Raw genomic sequence first — 18,983 nt, 5'->3', positions numbered from 1 at the left:
ATATCCACACTGCTGACACACAAAAGTTAGACCCTTGTTAGGTCTATTTTCTTTAGATGTGTGACCGCAATGCGGACAAGCCTGAGAGGTGTAATGAGCATCTACTTTCACAGCTAAACTTCCAGACAACACAGCTTTGTAATCAATGAAGCCGTGCAATTCGGCAAATGACCAATGAGCCTTGTTCCTGTTGGCTCTACGCTGCTTCTTCGACGCTTTCTTCCCTGTTTTCTTGGGTCTTGTCCGTTCTCGAATGTGGGTCAGATTCTCTAGTCCAATTAGCGTACCAACTGTTACAACTTGTTTAGCAATACAGTGATTCGTGTCAGCGATAAACCGTCTCTCCCGTCCAGACAATGCAACCAATCTACGAGTTGCACTACGGGTGCCTTTACGCTGCAAAGACTTTCTCGCTCTAACATAACGAGAAGCTTTGTGTCTCACCTGAGAGCCGCTGAAAAACTGAGTCTTATTGCGAGTATCTGCTGCAACAGCAATATAGCGTTGCCCAACATCTACACCCATAACTCGGTTAATATCATTTGGCATCAGCTCATGGGCTTCCACTTCCATACTCACTAGCAAGTAGTAAGTTTTGGTGGGTTTTGAGTACCAAAGTTTTGCTGCTCCAATTTTGGCTACTCCAGAGCTAATCATTTCCAAATTCTTGGAGTAGCATTGGTAATTTACCTTGATTCGACCATCCAATGTGATGACACTTACTTTCTGGTCTTTGACAAATGAGTAGTCACGTTGATAGTTCAATGTGCAGGTACGAGAAACGTATTTAGGTGGTTTATCTAAGCCTTTATATCGCTTTTTAGTACGACCTGCCTTAATCGCCTCCTCATTCTTTTTTAGCTTTGTCCGCAATGACTTGTATGTTGCCCCAACTTGACGAGGAACGTTGCAAGCCATTTGTGATGGAAGCTTAAATTGCTCTCGCAACGTATAATAAACTTCCTTCTGGATTTTGGTGCCGTTGTAGGTTTTGCCCAGATCAAAGGCAACAGCAGACGTGTAATTTAGGGCGTCCCTGTACGCCAAAGAAGTAACCCGGAGCTGTTCTTTTTGCTCCTGGGTGACTTCTAGTTTTAATTTGGCGGTTAGGGTTTGCAACATACTTGTTTCACGAAGTGAGTTTATAATAGCATTGTCGTGAAACAAACACAAGTGCTTGGACAGCTCCGTACCTACGCTACCTACGCTGTCCCGCCATTCCTCCCCCACCTACGCATTGTGGGCTGGACGCCCACTCGCTTTGAGGAGGGGGAATCCTGGCGTTTTAGTTGAACAAAACTCGCCTGCATTCTCCCACCTCACTTTCGTAGGTGGGGGTTAAGGCGAGGCAACGTCCCATAGCCCATAAAGTGTTAGAATATCGAAATATTGAGCGGTACGGTAAAGGACGGAAAAATTCCGAGTAATCCGGAGACACGACCTCTCAAAGTAAGGTAAAACAGCCTGTAAATCCTGTGTGGTCGGTTTATACACGTCAGACCCTAGGTAAAAGTTTTTCTTAGCCCCATAGCGGAAACGACTTGGGGGTGTTTACGGGCAAAAGTTCCCGTAACACGGCGAGAATGCCGCCTGTCGCGAGGGATAAACCCTTGTAATTAAGACACCCACACCTCGCGATTCAGGTGGGGGAGCATTCATGAGTTAAGAAGGTTGCTCTACCCAGCTCGAGGAGATACTGTGCTGCTATCAAAAGGCTTTGAAATTGAGATGTATACTGGCACTCCCCAAGGGGAAATTGTCGGTCTTTCTGATCAGATTGTGGCATCCTTGGATGGATTCATGCGGGAACCCGACAGCCGCAATGTCGAATATACCACCGCTCCTCTATGCTGCTATGACCGCCTTTTATGTGCATTGGTACGCCCGCGTCAGCAACTACGTGCTTATCTGAAAACCCTGGGAAACTACACCCTAATTCCCGGAAGTACCCTTTCTCTAGGGAGGAGCGATCGCTTCTACCGCTCTGACCCGCAAAACCCTTATCATGACTACATTGAGCAAACCTACGGTAGTAATGTTGTCACCGCCAGTGTTCATATCAATGTGGGCATCTCTGACCCAGAACGGCTGATGCAAGCCTGCCGTCTGGTACGGGTAGAAGCCCCCTTATACCTGGCGTTAAGCGCATCGTCTCCCTTTCTCGACGGAAAAGCGACAGGGTATCACTCCACTCGCTGGGGGATTTTTCCCCAAACCCCTTCTCAGGTTCCCCTCTTTGAAAGCCATGCTCACTTTATTGAGTGGACACAAGCCCAACTGGCGGCGGGAACGATGTGTAACGTGCGCCATCTTTGGTCATCGGTTCGACCTAATGGCAATCGACGCCCTTATGATTTAAATCGTCTGGAGTTGAGAATTTGTGATTTAATCGTTGATCCGATTGCCTTGCTTGCGGTAACAGCCTTACTGGAAGCCCGTTTGACCCAGCTTTTAAATGATCCGAGTCTTGACCCTCTCTACGGAAGTCAAGGATCGACTCGCACGGCTGAGTTAGTCGCCCTCACCGCAGCGAATGAAATGGCGGTTGCCCGTTCGAGTTTGGATGCCCAACTCACCCATTGGCAGGATGGCAGAATGATTTCGGCAAGGGAATGGATTGATGAACTGTATCAAGAGGTTTTACCCATTGCCAAAGCAAAAGGCTTCAGTTGCTTCCTCTCGCCCCTGAAAAAGATTCTCCGCCAAGGGAATACAGCAGAGCAGTGGTTACAACTTCAATCTGTTGGCTTTGACACTCAGCAAATTCTCAACAGAGCCATTCAAGACATGGCGGAACAAGAAAAAGAACTTGAAGACAAGTTATGTCAAGCTTTGGTAGCTTAGTAAGTAGGAGGGATGATTTGTCAAGAGTGATCGGGCTAAAAATTAAAATATCTAATCAGCTTCTTCCCAAAACTTGATATTAAAAAAACATATAATATCAAGATTTCAAATGGGTCTGAGCCAATTCAGGCAAAATCCATGAACGTTTAGGGTAGAACTGAAAAGAGGTTTGAGTTTTTATGCTGAGGGTTGTCTTAGTTTATCCCCAAATTCCGCCCAATACGGGCAATGTCGCCCGTACCTGTGCCGCCACAGATACGGAGTTGCACCTCGTCGGACCCTTGGGGTTTGAAATTAGCGATCGCTACCTCAAACGAGCAGGACTTGACTATTGGCCCTATGTCAAGTTGCACTACCACCAAACGTGGGAGGTATTTAGTCAGGTTTACCAACAGCTGGGAGGGCGATGGATTGGTTTCAGCACTTCTGGGCAATACAGTTATGTTCAATTTCCATTTCAACCCAATGACTGGCTTTTATTTGGCAGCGAAACCCAAGGGCTGCCCCAGTCAGTTTTAAGGCGTTGTGACGCAACTGTGTTTATTCCCATGACACAACCTGGTGTTCGCAGTTTGAATCTTTCCGTCAGCGCTGCTTTGGGTTTATTTGAAGCACGGCGTCAACTGGGATACCTGATCAGTGAAAGAACATTGCCTGATAACGTTTAAGTATTTAAAGCAATAAAATTAGACCTTCCGCAGGTGCTAATTCCGGAAACTTGGCTCTACCTGAAGCGTTGAACTGTAAGACAGAATACTACATGTATGGACATTGGCGTATATATAAATTTATTTAATCTGATCAAGATTTAATGAAAATTAATTAAAATTTAACAAGTTCCACCTTTGTACAGAGGGCATTTTCTTCATTTATCTCTGTCAAAAAATTAATGGCGCTGAATTCAGCTATCTAGAATACGGAAAATCCACTCCTTTGATAAGAAATTTATATAAAAAAGATTCCCGCCCAATCGAGGCGGATTGATAGATTTTAATCATCCCAAGCGGGTTGATCCCAGGTAGCCCAAAGCCAAGACCCGCAAGAGAAAGCGCCGTTTTATCCGATGTGACGTTATCGATAACAGCGTTTCTACCCCAGGCAAGCTTGGGTAGACTGTACGGTTGTTCTTTACCAAAAATTCACGTAAAGTGCCGTCTGTAATCGTTAACTGCTAAACTATCGGTTGCTAGACTATGAGCTTGAGCTCTATTCAGTTGCTAAATTCTGCGATCACCGGATATTCTGGAAGGCTAACTAACACCAAACCCGCTTATGAGGAAAGGAAAGCAGGGCTAGCCCTCTTCCGGAGAAAAGCCTGTCAAGTCTGTATGTTCTATGCACAGGTTCTTGGCAAAAACCGCCCGACTATCAACCGCGTCTTTTAGAGAGTTAAGTATCAAACTCAACTATATTGTTCTAGAGACAGCGAGTTATGGCTTCATGAAGGGTGAATCGAGCGGTGATCGTCAACAACGAGAAATTTATCCAGTCAGATGAGCTTGTCTAAATCAAAAAAGCAGGGTACTCTTGCCTAAGTATGTTTACTGTCCGTGATCTAAATCACATTTTTGGGTGAGAACCCTCATTGACTGGGAAAAATCATTTTAGGAACTGTTAAGTGCTCGTCACACACTAGGAGGTCGTTTTTGAAACGGACATTTACGCAGAAGGTTAAACAGGTTCCTTCGTGTGCAGCCAACTCCGCCCACTCCTTTGAGGCGTTATTGAAGCTTTCTGAGGAGAAGCCGTCAGTCGGCGCAACGATTCCGACCGAAGGCAACCGCAGAGCTCGGACTTCTGCTGCCATGATTGGGTTGGCAATTTCCATGGGAGCTTCCAGCTTGTTGTTACCGCAACAAAGTGATGAAGCCCTAGCCGTTGAACCCATTGCCTCTGAGCCAACGCTGACAACTCTGCCTGTTGGCGTGAGTTCGCCTGCGTCTGTGCCAACAGAAAGCGAACCAGACGTTGCCACACTCTCGAAACCGCCGCAAGCTAAACCTGCCCCCGCCCCAGCCCCATCGCCAGCCCTCTCCACACCTGTGGTGAAACACAAGGTACAGGAAGGACAAACGCTATGGGAGGTCTCGCAAACGTACCAGGTAGCTCCAGAAGCGATCGCGGCGTCGAATCCTGTCCAACCCAATGCCAATCTGTCAGTTGGACAGCAGCTAAAAATCCCGACAGTGAACGGTATCGTTCACGAGGCTAAACCGGGTGAAACCGTCGAATCCGTATCCAAATCTTACGGTGTCGAGCCAAACCGGTTACGGAACTCGGGCGGGGTATCCACCGCCGGTCAGCTTAAAACCGGTGAATCGGTCATCGTTCCCGGTCAAGTCGATGACCTGCTCAAAGCGAGACAAAACGTTGCTCTTGATGATTTAAAACACAAACGGAACCGCTTAAATAGCACTCTGGCGGAGTTGAGTTCTGAGGAGTCCATCAACCAATCAACAACAGCAGCAACGCCATCAGCGTCAGCAACCCCTTTCCCGAAGGCAGAACGGAGACCCGATACCCCAGCGTCAACCACGACGAATCCCAGCACTCCGATTGGTATCCCGGTTCCTACTCCGGAAATTGCGGCATCGCCGACTGTAGAATCAAAGTCGGTCTATCAACCTCAATCTCCCGTAGTTATTCCCGTTCCTACACCAGAAATTGCCGCATCACCGACGGTGGAGTCCCTAGGAGTCAATCCGTACCAGTCACCTGTGGTGATTCCGGTGCCCACTCCGAACCGAGAAGCCGCATCAAGTTCACAATCAAGAACTCTCAGCCTCTCTGAGTCTTCCGTGGTGATTCCGGTTCCCACTCCAGATACAGCGGCGTCTCTGGCTGTGGAGGAAAATACACCGAAGCCATCACCATCATCGGTGGTGATTCCGGTTCCCACCCCAAGTCCAGCCCATTTGACCTCACAAGAGCCATCGGAAGACCAAAAACCGATCACCTTCCCCAATACAAGGCTCGAACCCGTCACAACGCCAGAAATCACGGCTCAACCCCCAACACCGCAGCCAGTGGTGATGGAAACGGTGGTGGCGAATAGAGCGGCGACGAGTACTTACGAGGTAAAACCTGGAGATACGATAGACGCGATCGCTCGTCGCTATGGTTTATCCCGTTCTGAATTAATTCAAGCGAACGGCTTAAATAATCCCAACCTGATTCGAGTCAATCAACAGCTCACAATTCCCACGACGCCATCGGCTGAGTCATCCGAGCAAAGAGTAACGTTTTTACCGGGTATTAAAGAGCAATCAAACAATTTTGTTACTCCCTCCGCACCAGTCGAGGTGGAAGCACCCAGAGTCGTTGTTCCGACCACAACAACGTCCACCTCACCAATTATCCCAACAGCACCAACATTTCAACCCCCAACCGCTTCATCAACTGTTTTCGCCCAATCATCCGTTGGCGAAAACGCCCCAGCTAATACCCCTATCGCCTTAGATGCGAAGCGGAATCAGCCAGCTAACGCCGGGGAAAACCCCTACGTTGAGCGTTTGAGGGCGGATATTCTCAGAATGCGGGCAGAATATCGTCATCAGCAAGCCACAGAGCCGACCCGTTCACCCAGCAATGTGGTTGTTCCGGCTGTGCCAGTTGCGCCGAGTTTAGCTGAGCAATCAACACCCGCTAGGGTCAATCCGGAATTCAATCCGCAGCGGTATGAACAGGAAACTCAAACCGCTTCAGTTCCCATCGCCGTACCGCCACCTGCGGCAACCCCATCTGAACCGAAGCAGCAAATCCTAGCCGCCGCCCCAGCCCCAGCAGAAAGTTATAACCCGATGCTGCAAACCCCGGTGGGAACAACGGTTGCACCTCAACTGCCTCCTCTGTCTGCTCCGGATATGTACTTGCCGGATAGCCCTGCCCCATTTAATGGCTATATTTGGCCCAGCAAGGGAGTTTTAACCTCTGGCTACGGTAGGCGTTGGGGACGCATGCACAGGGGTATTGATATTGCGGCTCCTATTGGTACACCTATTGTGGCAGCTGCCCCTGGTGTTGTCGTCACCGCTGGTTGGAATTCCGGTGGCTACGGCAAATTGGTGGAAATCAAACATCCGGATGGCAGCTTGACCCTCTATGCCCATAACAATCGAATTTTGGTGCGTCGGGGTCAAGAGGTGGATCAAGGGCAACAAATTTCGGAAATGGGTAGTACTGGCTACAGTACCGGTCCCCATTTGCACTTTGAGGTTCATCCATCGGGACGCGGAGCCGTTAACCCAATGGCTTATCTACCCAAGAATCGGTAGTTGATTCTCCCAGGAACGGGAGTGTGTAGAGGCGTTGCTTGCAACGTCTCTACTGGCGTCACACTAACGGATTGATACATCTATTTTGGATAGATGCTAGAAAAGATGCTTGTGTTCACGTAAGCTTTATGCTACATTAAGGATGCTGTCAAAAAAAACGGCTCAGTAGCTCAGTGGTTAGAGCAGGGGACTCATAAGCCCAAGGTCGCAGGTTCAAATCCCGCCTGAGCCATTTGTTAGAAATCTTGATAGAGTAAGCTTTTCGGGGGAATAGCCTTAGTTACGGTAGGTCTGTTCCCCTGAATTTTTTATCGATTTGACTATTGACTTTGACTATGAATTGACTATGATTAGCTTAAAGCTTAGGTGTTCATAGTCAACAAAAGGTTAGAGCAATGGCTTCTCAATCATCACAGCAGAAAGCTTCTAAGGGTTCAGTAGGTGTTGAATCATTTCAGGGTAGGCTGCGGCTAAGACTTCCGAGGCAGCTTTATAGTGGCAAGCAAAAGTATTTAACGTTAGGACTAGACGATACCTCAGAAAACAGGACAATAGCTGAAGCTAAGAAAAAGCAGATTGAGTCAGATATCGCTACAGAATCCGTAGTTGCTGGAACGTTTGACAGAACACTAGCAAAATACAGACCTCAGACTCATTTAAAGCTAGTAGAACCTGCTGAACAGACACAGAAGGTACTGAAATTAGATGAGCTATGGGAAAACTACACCCAGTTCAAATCCAGTCAATTAGAACAGACGACAATCCTAAGAGATTACGGAAAGATTCAGAAGCGGATTAAGAAGCTACCAACACAGGACTTGAGCGAAGCAGTAGCGATTCTGGATTATTTACTCAAAGCCTATTCTGCTGAAGTAGCAAAACGTACATTAAAACAATTAAATGCTTGTTGCAACTGGGGAGTGCGTTCTAAGCTGATTGCCTCTAACCCGTTTGATGGTATGGCAAGGGAGATTAAGACTAAGAAGACAAGTAAAACATCTCGAATGGCATTTACAAAAGCTGAAAGAGATGCCATTATCCATGCTTTTGAAAATGATAGGTACTCATCTAAGTTTGCTCCGGTCAGTCACTCCTACTATGCAGCATACGTTAAGTTTCTATTCCTTACTGGTTGCCGTCCAGAAGAAGCGATCGCCCTTAAGTGGAAGCATATTGAGAGCAATCGAATTGTCTTCTCTGAGGCGGTAGCAACTGATTTAAGAATTAGGAAGTCTACTAAAACTCATGAAGCGAGAATCTTTCCTATCAATAAACAGTTACAAGCACTTCTAGATGAAATTAAGCTAGAAAATGATTCTTCTGAAGCTTTAGTATTTGCCGCTAAAAGTGGTAAAGAGATAGACGCTCACAATTTCTTAAATCGAGTCTGGAAGCCAGTGGTAGAGAATTTAGTGAAGGATGGTCAAGTCAAACAATATTTACCACAGTACAATTGCCGTCATACCTTCATTACAATGGCATTAGAAGCTGGTGTAACTGTTACTCAAGTAGCGAAGTGGGTTGGTAATTCGCCGGAAATAATTATGAAACACTATGCAAGTACAATAAGACAAGTGCAAGTTCCTGAATTATAAACAATCTGAGCTAACAAACTTTAAGGATAGGAATTGTTTCTACTATCCTTTTTTCTATATCTATGTTATAGCGCTTCGCGCTGGTCTAGTTACACTTTGTTTGTACGAACATCTCATCTGGACTCAGCCTCAGGTACGGGAACTGCTAGAATGTTCGAGTTAGCGGTGAAATTAATTGCCAGTGTTAAAACCTTATCTGAACCTGGTAAGAAGAAACAACTAACCCAAAAAAACTACTAGCTGGAAAGATGGAAATAGTAATTGATTTCTTTTCTTATCAAAGGACAAAGGACAAACGACTAATAAATTTCCGCCTCAAGCTGACTCAGTGGCACAAAACACTCTTGAGGCAAAAGAATCGGTTTAGCCCGAAAAATTAACTTCCCACGATAGCTAAATCGGTCAATTGCCACACCAGTAGGGCGTTGGGTCAGATGAGGATGGACTTCATAATAGGTATGGTATATCTGCCGAGCGGCTCTGAGGAGACCCGGGTCTAACAACATCGGTAGCCCTGTCCGAGTTTCTGTATAGTCTCCTTGCCGTTGCTGTGATGTGTATACCACCCGCCTAACCCTATTGTTTAATTCACCAACATGATTCTTGTCGGACGTTTCGTTGAATCAGAGTAGCTGCGCTCCTGTTTGACTTAACTTATGGCTGTTTGAGGATCTCAATCAAAGCATGTCCCATTTCCTGGCAACCGACAAGGGTCATTCCTGCTGACATAATATCCCCTGTACGGTTACCTTTATCTAAAACTTTCAGAACTGCCTGCTCAATCTGGTCAGCCGCCGTTGGTTGATTTAACCCATAGCGTAGCATCATTGCGGCACTCAACACTTGAGCCAAGGGATTTGCTTTATTTTGAAGAGCAATATCCGGTGCGGAACCGTGAACGGGTTCAAAAACGCCGGGTCCGTTTTCCCCTAAACTGGCAGATGGTAACATGCCAATACTGCCGGTGAGCATTGCTGCGGCGTCTGAGAGGATATCTCCGAATAAATTCCCCGTGACAATCGTATCAAACTGCTTAGGATCTCGAACTAACTGCATGGCAGCATTGTCAACATACAGATGAGATAACTCCACATCCGGATACTCAGTCGCTAATTGAGTGATGCGATCGCGCCATAATTGAGATACCTCTAGAACATTGGCTTTATCAACCGAACAGAGTTTACCCTGGCGTTTGCGAGCGGTTTCAAATGCCACTCGTCCAATTCGGTCAATTTCGGCTTCTGTATACGCCATCGTATTCACACCGCGCTTTTCCCCAGTAACGCTTGTAAAGATGCCCTTCGGCTGACCGAAATAAACCCCACCTGTCAGTTCTCGCACCACCATAATATCCACCCCTTCAACCACCTCCCGTTTCAAGGTTGAAGCATCAATGAGTTGGGGTAATATGGTGGCAGGTCGTAAATTGGCAAATAAACCCAATCCTGCTCGTAATCCCAACAAACCCGTTTCCGGGCGTTGATGGCGCGGCAGGTTATCCCATTGATAACCACCGATAGCAGCCAGTAAAACGGCATCGCTACGGCGGCATTTTTCCAGGGTGTCAGCCGGTAGGGGTTCACCAGTAGCATCAATCGCCGCCCCCCCAATCAAGGCTTCCGTGAATTCAAAGCTAAGATTTAACTGTTCGCCAATCACGTTTAACACATCTACCGCGACTGCCATAATTTCTGGACCGATGCCATCACCAGGCAAAAGGGTAATACGGTAGTGCTGCTGTGCCATAACTTACGTGTAATCCTGTGGACAATCTGAAAAAGTGGACGCCTGAAACATGCAACTTGACCAGGCAGTCTCTTATGATAACGGCTAATTGACCCCCCTGACCGGAATCGGTTTCAATTTTTTAATTTCCTTGGGAAAATGGGGATTGGGGAAGAGGTGAGAAGGATAAGAACGATTTTCTGGATGAGATTTTGAGCATTACTCATAGATAGTGAACTCGCAGGCATATCCGACTCATCCAGATTAAACACGATAGGTTTTACTAGAGGGAGACTCACATTACGATGGCACTGAATTTAGTTAACCAACTGGGTGAATGGAATCCCCAGTTGTTGCGAGAAATCAAAGGGCGGCTTAAACCCCGCAATATCTTAATTGCCGTAGCCATGTCTTTTTTGGGACAGTTACTGCTACTGATTGGTTTTGCCGGTGAATTACCCGTAGTTGAGGAGGAAAAGATTGGTTACAGCCGTTATTGTACAGGTGTGACTCCGGAATATTCTTCTCCAACCTGTCTATCCGATGGCTTGGGTGGGTTTGTGATCAATTGGTCACTCTGGTGGCAAGATGTATTTGTTTGGCTTAGCCTTATCGGTATCTTTGCCTTGTTAGTAGTTGGCATCTATATGCTGATTAGTGACCTGTCTCAGGAAGAACGTCGCGGTACTCTCAATTTTCTACGTTTGACTCCGGGTTCAACACTGAATATTTTAGGGGGCAAATTATTGGGAGTTCCCCTGTTACTTTATCTAGTCGCCGCCCTCGCCTTGCCCTTGCATCTGGTGTCGGGTTTGGCGGGTCACATTGGTTTGAGTCAAATTTTCGCCTTCTACGGCGTCCTAGGTGCAAGTTGCCTATTCTTTTTCAGCGGGGCGCTACTATTTGGCTTAGTCGGTAATGGGTTGGGCGGTTTTCAACCTTGGTTGGGTAGTGGCGGAATGCTCATATTCCTGTCGATTATCACCAGTATCATTGGTAACCAGGGTATGACCCATTACCCCAGCGATTGGCTGACGTTGTTTAATCCGGCAATTTTGTTACCGTACCTGATTAATTCTAGTTCTCTAGATGCGGCTAATACTTATGCAAACGGTGATTTTGGGGAGTTGGGTTGGTTTTATCTCCCCATCGGTAAGACAATGTGGGCGATGGCTGGATTTGCCATTCTCAATTGTGGTTTATGGAGTTACTGGATTTGGCAGGGGTTAAATCGCCGTTTTCACAACCCTACGGCTACCTTACTGAGTAAGCGACAAAGTTATCGGTTAACAGGTTGCCTTGAAGTGATGATTCTCGGATTTGCCCTAAATCCTGATGTAAACAATTGGAGAAATTATGCCAGAGGGTTGTTTGAGAATTTTGAAGTCCTGCTGGTGTTTAATCTGATCCTGTTTTTAGGACTAATCGCGGCGTTGAGTCCCCATCGTCAGACGATGCAAGATTGGGCGCGTTACCGTCACGCCAAACGCTCATCGCGCCAAGCTGGGATTATGGCAGACTTAATCTGGGGCAAAACCAGTCCCGCCCCTGTAGCGATTCTCTTGAATTTAGCGATCGCGTCTGCTATTCTGCTGCCATGGATTCTGCTGTGGTCTCCCAGTGAATACAAGACACCGGCGATTTTGGGGCTATTGGTAACCGCCAGTCTCATCGTTTTCTATGCTTCAATTGGACAGCTTATGCTGTTGCTGAAAACGCCAAAGCGGGCAGTTTGGGCAGCAACTGTGGTGGGTGGAATCATTATTTTACCGCCCATCATTTTCGGCTTTTTGTCCCTATCCCCGTCCGTAGAACCTATGCTATGGCTATTTTCGGCGTTTCCTTGGGCTAGCATCCAATATGCAGCGGGAACCTCAGTTTTAGTTGCCCTAGTCGGTCAATCCCTGGCATTAGTGTTGTTGAATCTTCAACTGACGCGACAGTTGAGAAAAGCGGGTGAGTCTTCGACTAAAGCCTTATTGTCTGGGCGGATGCCCTGAGAGATTCAGTAATAGAATCATCATTGTGGAGACGTAGCAGGCTACTTGTGGAGACGTAGCAGGCTACGTCTGTACAAAGTTAGCGCAAAGAAGGCATTGTTTCACTCCCTTTTTCCATAATAAATTCTAGCAACCAAAAACAAACTACCGTTAAACCTGTCAACAATGTACCCGTGGCAAAACAAACACTATATCCAAAACTCGCCGCTAAATATCCGCTGACTAGAGAACCCAAAATCGTTGCTACCCCAATAATTGAATTATAGACTCCCAGCGCCATTCCCTCCTCACCTTTAGTCGCCAGCCTTGCTACTGATAGGGTACTAGCCACATTAATCACAGCCCAAGTAAAACCCGTGAACAGATGGGCAAATCCAATAATGACTAAACTCACTGGTGTTGGCTTTAAAAGTGCCAGGATGGTAAAAATCATAAAAATTCCCACCCGCACGGCTGTTACCCAAGTCAGCAATTTAATACTGTCATGTTTTTGGGCGAACTGACCGATTGGAAAATATAAAAATGCCTCAATCAACGCCTTGCCAAAAACAATTAAAAAAATCAAAGAATTTGTTGCTCCCAAAACCTCAGCCAGAAAAATGGGGAAGGCGAGATAGACAATTTGAATCGCTAGGAACAATAGAGCCGAACAAATGTAATAAAGATTCAGGGGACTATATATCTGCTGCTGTATCTGAGTTAGCCACTCTGGACGCAGGATAAAGTAAATCATTCGGGATGGGTAAAACAGCACTCCCCGTTCAATAACAGCGACAGAGAGTCGTCCCAGTAATAATGGACTAAATGAGCGAGTTGAACGAACCTGTTGAGGTTCTTGCACCCACATTAAACAGAGAATCAAGCTGAGTAAGCTTACCCCAGCGGCGAAAACAAATAAACTTCGCATGGCTGAGACAGACCCCCACAAATCCGAGAAAACTTCTTGCCAAATTCCTCCTCCAATTAAAGCGATAACAAAACTCCAACTCCCAATCAGATAAAAACGACCTAATGATTGAGACCATTGTTTTTCTGGAACAGTTTCTAGTAATAAGGCAGTTGATACAGGAATAATGGCTGCCATCAAAAATCCTGCTACTATACTGCATTGCTGCACTTGGATGAGATTATCGGCTACACTAATTAACCCCATACACAGAGAAAATCCGACATATCCTAGAATCAAAAAAGGGCGGCGGGAGCCTAATTGGTCTGAGAGATTGCCCCAAAGGATAAAAGCAACCACAGCAGCCAGAGAGACTAAGGAGCTAGTTTTACCTACATCTGTGATACTCCCACCAACGACTTGCACGATAAACAGGGAAAGCAGGTTAATGAAAAAGCATTCCCCGATTTTGTAAGGAATTAAGTGGAAAAACCAAAGCGGAGTTGAAGATAAAAAATTGATTTTAAGCATGAGGTTCGGCAAAGAGTACGAATGAAGATTTAAGGTGGTTAATCAGTTCGGTGGTAACGTCACTAACGGCTAATCCAGCAACAGTACGACGGCGTAATGAGCGCAAAATCACCATGTCAACCGACTGAGAAGCATTGAGAATCACCATCGCCACATCCTCGTGACGAATGACTTTAATCGAGGAACTGACCTGTGGTCCTGCACTACCGAGGACATGAGACAACTCAGACTCAAGTGAAGCAATTTCCTCAGATGTTGTTTGTGGGGGACAAACATGCAATAACGTTACCGAACCTTGATTGGTATCCGCCAGCAGTTGGGCAAATCGCACGGTTCGCACTGTTTGTGGTGTGAAGTTCTTTACCGGCACTAAAAGGCGGCGTATTTTTATCGGCTCATCTAATAGCCGCATCACAGCAACCGGACAGTGGGATGACCAAAAAACACTATCAATGATAGTGCCAAACAAACGCGCCCGTAAGCCGGTATTTTCGCTCCAGCCCATGACAATTAAACGGGCGTCTTGTTCTCGGGCAGTACGAATAATTCCCAGCGCCACATCATCCTCAATTCGTAGTGCGGGCTTCGCCTCAACCTTAAACTCAGAACTAATTTGTTTGGCACGTACCAAAAGCCGCCGACTGTGCCCCAGAGTGATTTGCATCTGGGGTTCATCCATCTGAAGTTGATCCTGGGCAATGGATAAGGGTACAATGTGACCCGATTCATGACGTGCCAATAGTGCAGCCATTTCAATTAAAAAGCGCTCCGTCAGAGGGTTGCTAATCGGCACAACTACGGTAAAATTGGAGTGATCCCTCTCAAACTGCTCGTCCAGGACTCGGTGTTCGGCTCGACTTTCCCACCAAAGCACCGATTGGCTAATCTCAGGACTGGGCTTGGGTAGAGGTAGCTGGGGAGCAAATTTTGCGGTTAACATCGGACCGAGAACAGAGGTTACCAGCATTAAAACGATGACACCGTTAAACACCGCCTCACTCAGCAACCCCACCTGCAAACCAGCCAAAGCAGCGGCTAATGTCGCCGCCACCTGAGGCAAAGACAGGGACCACATCACCATCATCTCGTTCCAGCGATAGTGATATAGGACTTTCGCGAGGAAGGCGGCGAGAAATTTACTACCAATTAATCCGGCTAAAATAGCGACAGTGAGTCCGAAACTGCTTCTCAGGGTTTCCAGGAATACGGGTAAATTGAGCATTAAGCCCATACCGACAAAGAAAAAGGGAATAAATAAGACACTACCCACAAACTCCACTTTCTCTTTCACCGGAGAGCGCCCCACCACATCATTCACGGCTAAACCGACTAAAAAAGCCCCGACAATCTGCTCGATATGAATAATTTGCGCTCCCACTGAAGCGAGAAACACTGCCAGCAAAACAAAGAGAAATTGATTACCTTGATCATTACCAGTACGGCGGAAATACTGTTTTCCTGCCCAATCAAAGCCAAACAAAACAATCGCCGCATAGATAGCTAGTGAGCCAAGCTGCACGCTCAGGGTATAGAGGGAGAATTCTCCGGCGTGAATTGATACACAAATGGCTAATACGAGCAGCGCACTGATATCTGTAAAGATTGTTGCACCAATAGTGACGATGACGGGTTCAGTTTCAACTAAACCTAGACGCTGGACAATCGGATACCCTAATAGGGTATGGGAGGCAAATAGAGAACCAATGAGTATCGAAGCGTTTAAACCAAAACCAAATAGTTGCCCAATTAGGGTACCGATAATCAGCGGCACAATGAATGTGGCAAAACCAAACCCTAAAGAGCGATTTTTCTTTTTGCGAAACTGTTCTAAGTCAATTTCTAATCCAGCCACGAACATCAAATAGATTTTGCCGATGTCCGATAGCAGATGTATGGTTTCGCTTTCAGCACTCAGCAGCCCTAACCCATGCTCACCTAGCACTACCCCCGCCACCAGCAAACCCACTAATCCGGGTAATCGTAAGCGCTCAAAAATTGGCGGAATTGCCGAAATTACTAATAAGAGAATCGTAAACGATACAAGTGGGCTATCAGGAAGCCATGTTCGTACTAATTCCATCTGAGCATCCTGGTTTAGATAAAGGTGAAAGACTTTACTGTTTGCAGCGAGAACCGCTATTCAGCCAGAAATAACTAGACGTTCCACCGGAACATCTCTACTGCTATTACTGGACTTACGCTCTAGATTTAGGCTGGAATTAATAGAAATGCTATAGATTTTATGCGGCTCATTTACAGTGAGAACAAGCCGCATAAAACTTATCTAAATTGGCTATTGGCTTGGTGGCAAATTCCTGACTCTTCGTTGCTCAGAGCGAATTTTGGGGAGACAACAATTTGTAGCGAAGCTGCCAAGCTAATCCAATATCTGTTCTGAGCGATAGAGCCCCTGAATACCAGGCGCGAAAGTTTCTGTTACTTCCGCTCTACCCTAACTAATACGACGTCTCCTTTGAAATTAGATGAGGAATATAAATTTCTATATCCCTAAGTATACATCTTCTTGACCCAACGCGCTGAAGAGTCAGGTATGGCGCGTAAATATGTAGGGTCTGCTGAATAAGTATTGTGGTGGGGGTAGGAAGCAGGGGGAGCAGGGGGAGCAGGGGGAGCAGGGGGAGCAGGGGGAGCAGGGGGAGCAGGGGGAGCAGGGGAAGCAGGGGGAGCAGGGGGAGCAGGGGAAGCAGGGGGAGCAATGGTACATTTTTCCTGATAGCGGTGCAAGGGTATGAAAGGGTTTCACCCTTCCTCCTTGAAGAGGAGCCAATATCAATACTACTCAAAGCATTGATAGCTAAGGGTTTTGGACTTGTGCAGCAAGCCCTATGTAGGGGCGGGTTCAGGATCACAAGCTGATGCCAGACAATGCCGCGATCGCTCCACGTTCACTCTCACACCTGTGCCAGTCTAGCTCTAGCCACACGCACCTGGTTCTCGGCTTTTTGCCGGGATGCTTGTAACGCGATCGCGCTGATCCAAAATCGCCATCACCTGTCCCCTTGGACGCGATCGCATGGTCAATGGTTTAATTCAGTTAATAGCGGCTGGGGGTGAATCGCCACAACCTTAGGGTAAGCTGATCAAGCTAGATGCTGCTGATTCTTTGTGTCAAGCTTGATTGAGATACTCTGACCTTGACCGAGTTTGCCAAGCTCGCAGCTCAACGATTATTCTGCCTATGGTGACTCTACCAATGGAAGCAAAATAATTTTTTTTAGACTAAAGACCAAACTTTAAACTTATGCCAACGTTTCGTGATTTTGTCGCTCTAGGTGTGGGGACTGCGATCGCTGTACTCTATACAAAACCAAGCGCCTCTCAAGATTTCCCGTCGCCGCTTAGCTTTCAACGTCAAGCCCCGACTCATCAAAGTGATGGGGTGATACACAGAAGATTGACAGACGTTGAGTCCCAATCAACTGAGCAGAACTTACTCGTAGATGCAGAGGATCACTCCATTCCTACGGTTAACTCTCCTCTGAACACGATAGAGGAGCCAACTCCCGCAAACAAAAGTGAATCCTTGACCTCTGCAAGTGAACCCGTAACCTCTGAAACTGAAAATTCTCCCAATCCCTCAGAACTTGCTCAAGACTCTAGTCACAGACGGGTTACCCCAGAGCCAGACAGCTTGATTGTTCAATCCCCTGAAGCTATCCCCTCCCTACCCACTCTGGAAGAACCAGAAACACCCTCACCCGATTTTCTCACGCCAGATATCGAACCTTTGCCGATACCGTCTACTACCCCTGATCTACCGATATTAGAATTACTCAATCCCAGTGCCAATCCATTGCTGTTTCCCACCAAACCAGAAGAAGTCCAAGTGCAAACGACTCAGCCAATTACCCTAGAACAGGCAATAGAATTGGCACGGCGAAACAATCAACAGTTACAAATAGCTAGATTCCAGTTAGAACGAGCGGAGTTTGCCCTGCAAGAAGCCCTAGCTGCCGAGTTTCCATCGATTAGCACCATTGCCGAATTTATCCGCGCTGAGTCTGAACAACGGCGACTAGATCAAACTAACCAAACTATCACATCAACAAGCTTTCAGAGCCGACTGGAATTAAATTATGCCGCCTATACGGCGGGGCGTCGCCCCGCAGCCATTCAAGCCGCCGAACAACAGGTACGCTTCCAGCAACTGGGTTTAGAAAGCATCCTGGCAGATTTACGACTCAATGTCACCAGTGCTTACTACAATTTGCAACAGGCAGATGCCCAAGTAGAAATTAACCAAGCGGCGGTCAATGATGCAGCTCGCAGTCTGCGGGATGCCCAGTTACTCGAACAAGCGGGCTTAGGAACTCGATTTGAAGTGTTGCAGGCGCAGGTGGAACTCGCCAATAATAATCAAGCGTTAACCAACGCCATCAGTGAGCAACGCATTGCCCGCCGCCAAATTGCTCAATTGTTGAGTTTGGATCAGCAGGTGGGCATCTCTGCGGCTGATCCCATAAATGTGGCGGGAGATTGGGAACTTTCCTTGGAAGAAAGTATTATTTTGGCGTTGAAAAACCGGGCGGAGTTGGAACAGCAACTGGTACAACGTAATATTAATGAACAACAACAGCGCATTGCCCTAGCGGCGAATAAACCCCAGTTGAATCTATTTGCCCAATATAATATTGCCGCCCAGTTGGATGATAGTGATGGTCCGACTGATGGCTTAACTTTAGGAGCGCAACTCCAGTGGAATTTCTTTGATGGGGGAGCGGCGAAAGCCAGAGCCAGACAAGCCGAAACCGATGTCGCGATCGCGGAATCCGAATTTGCCAATGAGCGTGACCAAATCCGCTTCCAGGTTGAACAAGCTTTTTTTGAGCTAACAGCCAGCCAGGAGAATATTCAAACGGCATCCTTTGCCCTAGAACAGGCACAAGAAAGTTTACGATTGGCACGATTACGATTTGGTGCTGGGGTGGGTACTCAAACCGATGTCATTAATCAGCAAACGGCGCTAACTCGTGCCAGAGTCAACCTATTGACAGCAATACTGGACTACAACCGAGCGCTAGCCACACTGCAAAGGGCGATTAGTAATCTTCCAAATAGTATTCTTTTTGATTTACCGTAAAAGGGATTGGGGAAGTGCGAGAGTTTT

The 18,983-nt window shown here is 46.8% G+C and carries 12 protein-coding genes and 1 tRNA gene; 8 read left to right on the top strand and 5 right to left on the bottom strand.

The genetic code is table 11. The features are described from left to right. Positions 1 to 1,122 (bottom strand): RNA-guided endonuclease InsQ/TnpB family protein (locus RIM23_RS19940; RefSeq protein ID WP_446368861.1); only part of this gene is annotated, 1,122 nt, incomplete at its 3' end. A gap of 576 nt (positions 1,123 to 1,698) precedes the next feature. Between RIM23_RS19940 and gshA the strand changes: the two genes are divergently transcribed. The 5 genes from gshA (at position 1,699) to RIM23_RS19915 (ending at position 8,713) form a co-directional block, all read left to right on the top strand. Then, positions 1,699 to 2,844 (top strand): glutamate--cysteine ligase, encoded by a 1,146-nt coding sequence (gene gshA / locus RIM23_RS19935; RefSeq protein ID WP_446361572.1) that lies wholly within the window; start codon positions 1,699 to 1,701, stop codon positions 2,842 to 2,844. A 179-nt stretch (positions 2,845 to 3,023) separates the two neighbouring features. Continuing rightward, positions 3,024 to 3,512, top strand: a complete 489-nt coding sequence (locus RIM23_RS19930; RefSeq protein WP_446368860.1) for a tRNA (cytidine(34)-2'-O)-methyltransferase — start codon at positions 3,024 to 3,026, stop codon at positions 3,510 to 3,512. Positions 3,513 to 4,490: 978 nt separating this feature from the next. After that, a complete protein-coding gene (locus tag RIM23_RS19925; protein WP_446368859.1) occupies positions 4,491 to 7,118 on the top strand; it encodes a peptidoglycan DD-metalloendopeptidase family protein in 2,628 nt (875 codons plus the stop codon). Positions 7,119 to 7,277: 159 nt separating this feature from the next. Further along, positions 7,278 to 7,350, top strand: a tRNA-Met gene (locus RIM23_RS19920). Between the two features lie 163 nt (positions 7,351 to 7,513). Continuing rightward, positions 7,514 to 8,713 (top strand): tyrosine-type recombinase/integrase, encoded by a 1,200-nt coding sequence (locus tag RIM23_RS19915; RefSeq protein ID WP_446368858.1) that lies wholly within the window; start codon positions 7,514 to 7,516, stop codon positions 8,711 to 8,713. A 299-nt stretch (positions 8,714 to 9,012) separates the two neighbouring features. On the opposite strand, the gene RIM23_RS19910 is transcribed toward RIM23_RS19915, so the two are convergent. Next, positions 9,013 to 9,279, bottom strand: a complete 267-nt coding sequence (locus tag RIM23_RS19910; RefSeq protein WP_446335843.1) for a hypothetical protein — start codon at positions 9,277 to 9,279, stop codon at positions 9,013 to 9,015. Positions 9,280 to 9,367: 88 nt separating this feature from the next. Next, positions 9,368 to 10,459 carry a 3-isopropylmalate dehydrogenase gene (leuB, locus tag RIM23_RS19905; RefSeq protein WP_446368857.1) on the bottom strand — a complete coding sequence of 364 codons (1,092 nt, stop codon included), beginning with the start codon at positions 10,457 to 10,459 and terminating at the stop codon, positions 9,368 to 9,370. A 284-nt stretch (positions 10,460 to 10,743) separates the two neighbouring features. Between leuB and RIM23_RS19900 the strand changes: the two genes are divergently transcribed. Continuing rightward, positions 10,744 to 12,438, top strand: coding sequence for an ABC transporter permease (locus RIM23_RS19900; protein ID WP_446368856.1), 1,695 nt, complete (start codon positions 10,744 to 10,746; stop codon positions 12,436 to 12,438). Between the two features lie 79 nt (positions 12,439 to 12,517). On the opposite strand, the gene RIM23_RS19895 is transcribed toward RIM23_RS19900, so the two are convergent. Next, on the bottom strand, positions 12,518 to 13,855 hold the full coding sequence (locus tag RIM23_RS19895) for an MFS transporter (protein WP_446368855.1): 1,338 nt from the start codon (positions 13,853 to 13,855) through the stop codon (positions 12,518 to 12,520). After that, positions 13,848 to 15,935 carry a cation:proton antiporter gene (locus RIM23_RS19890; protein ID WP_446368854.1) on the bottom strand — a complete coding sequence of 696 codons (2,088 nt, stop codon included), beginning with the start codon at positions 15,933 to 15,935 and terminating at the stop codon, positions 13,848 to 13,850. The genes RIM23_RS19895 and RIM23_RS19890 overlap by 8 nt, the downstream gene beginning before the upstream one ends. A gap of 806 nt (positions 15,936 to 16,741) precedes the next feature. Between RIM23_RS19890 and RIM23_RS19885 the strand changes: the two genes are divergently transcribed. Beyond that, positions 16,742 to 16,930, top strand: a complete 189-nt coding sequence (locus tag RIM23_RS19885) for a hypothetical protein (RefSeq protein WP_446368853.1) — start codon at positions 16,742 to 16,744, stop codon at positions 16,928 to 16,930. 187 nt (positions 16,931 to 17,117) lie between these two features. Next, entirely contained in the window at positions 17,118 to 18,956 is a 1,839-nt protein-coding gene (locus RIM23_RS19880) for a TolC family protein (protein WP_446368852.1), read from the top strand. Positions 18,957 to 18,983 lie beyond the last annotated feature (27 nt).

Source organism: Coleofasciculus sp. G3-WIS-01, assembly GCF_040223135.1.
GTDB lineage: Bacteria > Cyanobacteriota > Cyanobacteriia > Cyanobacteriales > Coleofasciculaceae > Coleofasciculus.
The sequence above is the reverse complement of the archived record's forward strand: the minus strand, read 5'-3'. Positions and strand labels throughout refer to the sequence as shown.

Coding starts and splice junctions, on each gene's coding strand:
- RIM23_RS19885 (WP_446368853.1), top strand. CDS start 16,742: ATGCCGCGATCGCTCCACGTTCACTCTCACACCTGTGCCAGTCTAGCT.
- RIM23_RS19880 (WP_446368852.1), top strand. CDS start 17,118: ATGCCAACGTTTCGTGATTTTGTCGCTCTAGGTGTGGGGACTGCGATC.
- RIM23_RS19890 (WP_446368854.1), bottom strand. CDS start 15,935: ATGGAATTAGTACGAACATGGCTTCCTGATAGCCCACTTGTATCGTTT.
- RIM23_RS19895 (WP_446368855.1), bottom strand. CDS start 13,855: ATGCTTAAAATCAATTTTTTATCTTCAACTCCGCTTTGGTTTTTCCAC.
- RIM23_RS19930 (WP_446368860.1), top strand. CDS start 3,024: ATGCTGAGGGTTGTCTTAGTTTATCCCCAAATTCCGCCCAATACGGGC.
- leuB (WP_446368857.1), bottom strand. CDS start 10,459: ATGGCACAGCAGCACTACCGTATTACCCTTTTGCCTGGTGATGGCATC.
- RIM23_RS19900 (WP_446368856.1), top strand. CDS start 10,744: ATGGCACTGAATTTAGTTAACCAACTGGGTGAATGGAATCCCCAGTTG.
- RIM23_RS19915 (WP_446368858.1), top strand. CDS start 7,514: ATGGCTTCTCAATCATCACAGCAGAAAGCTTCTAAGGGTTCAGTAGGT.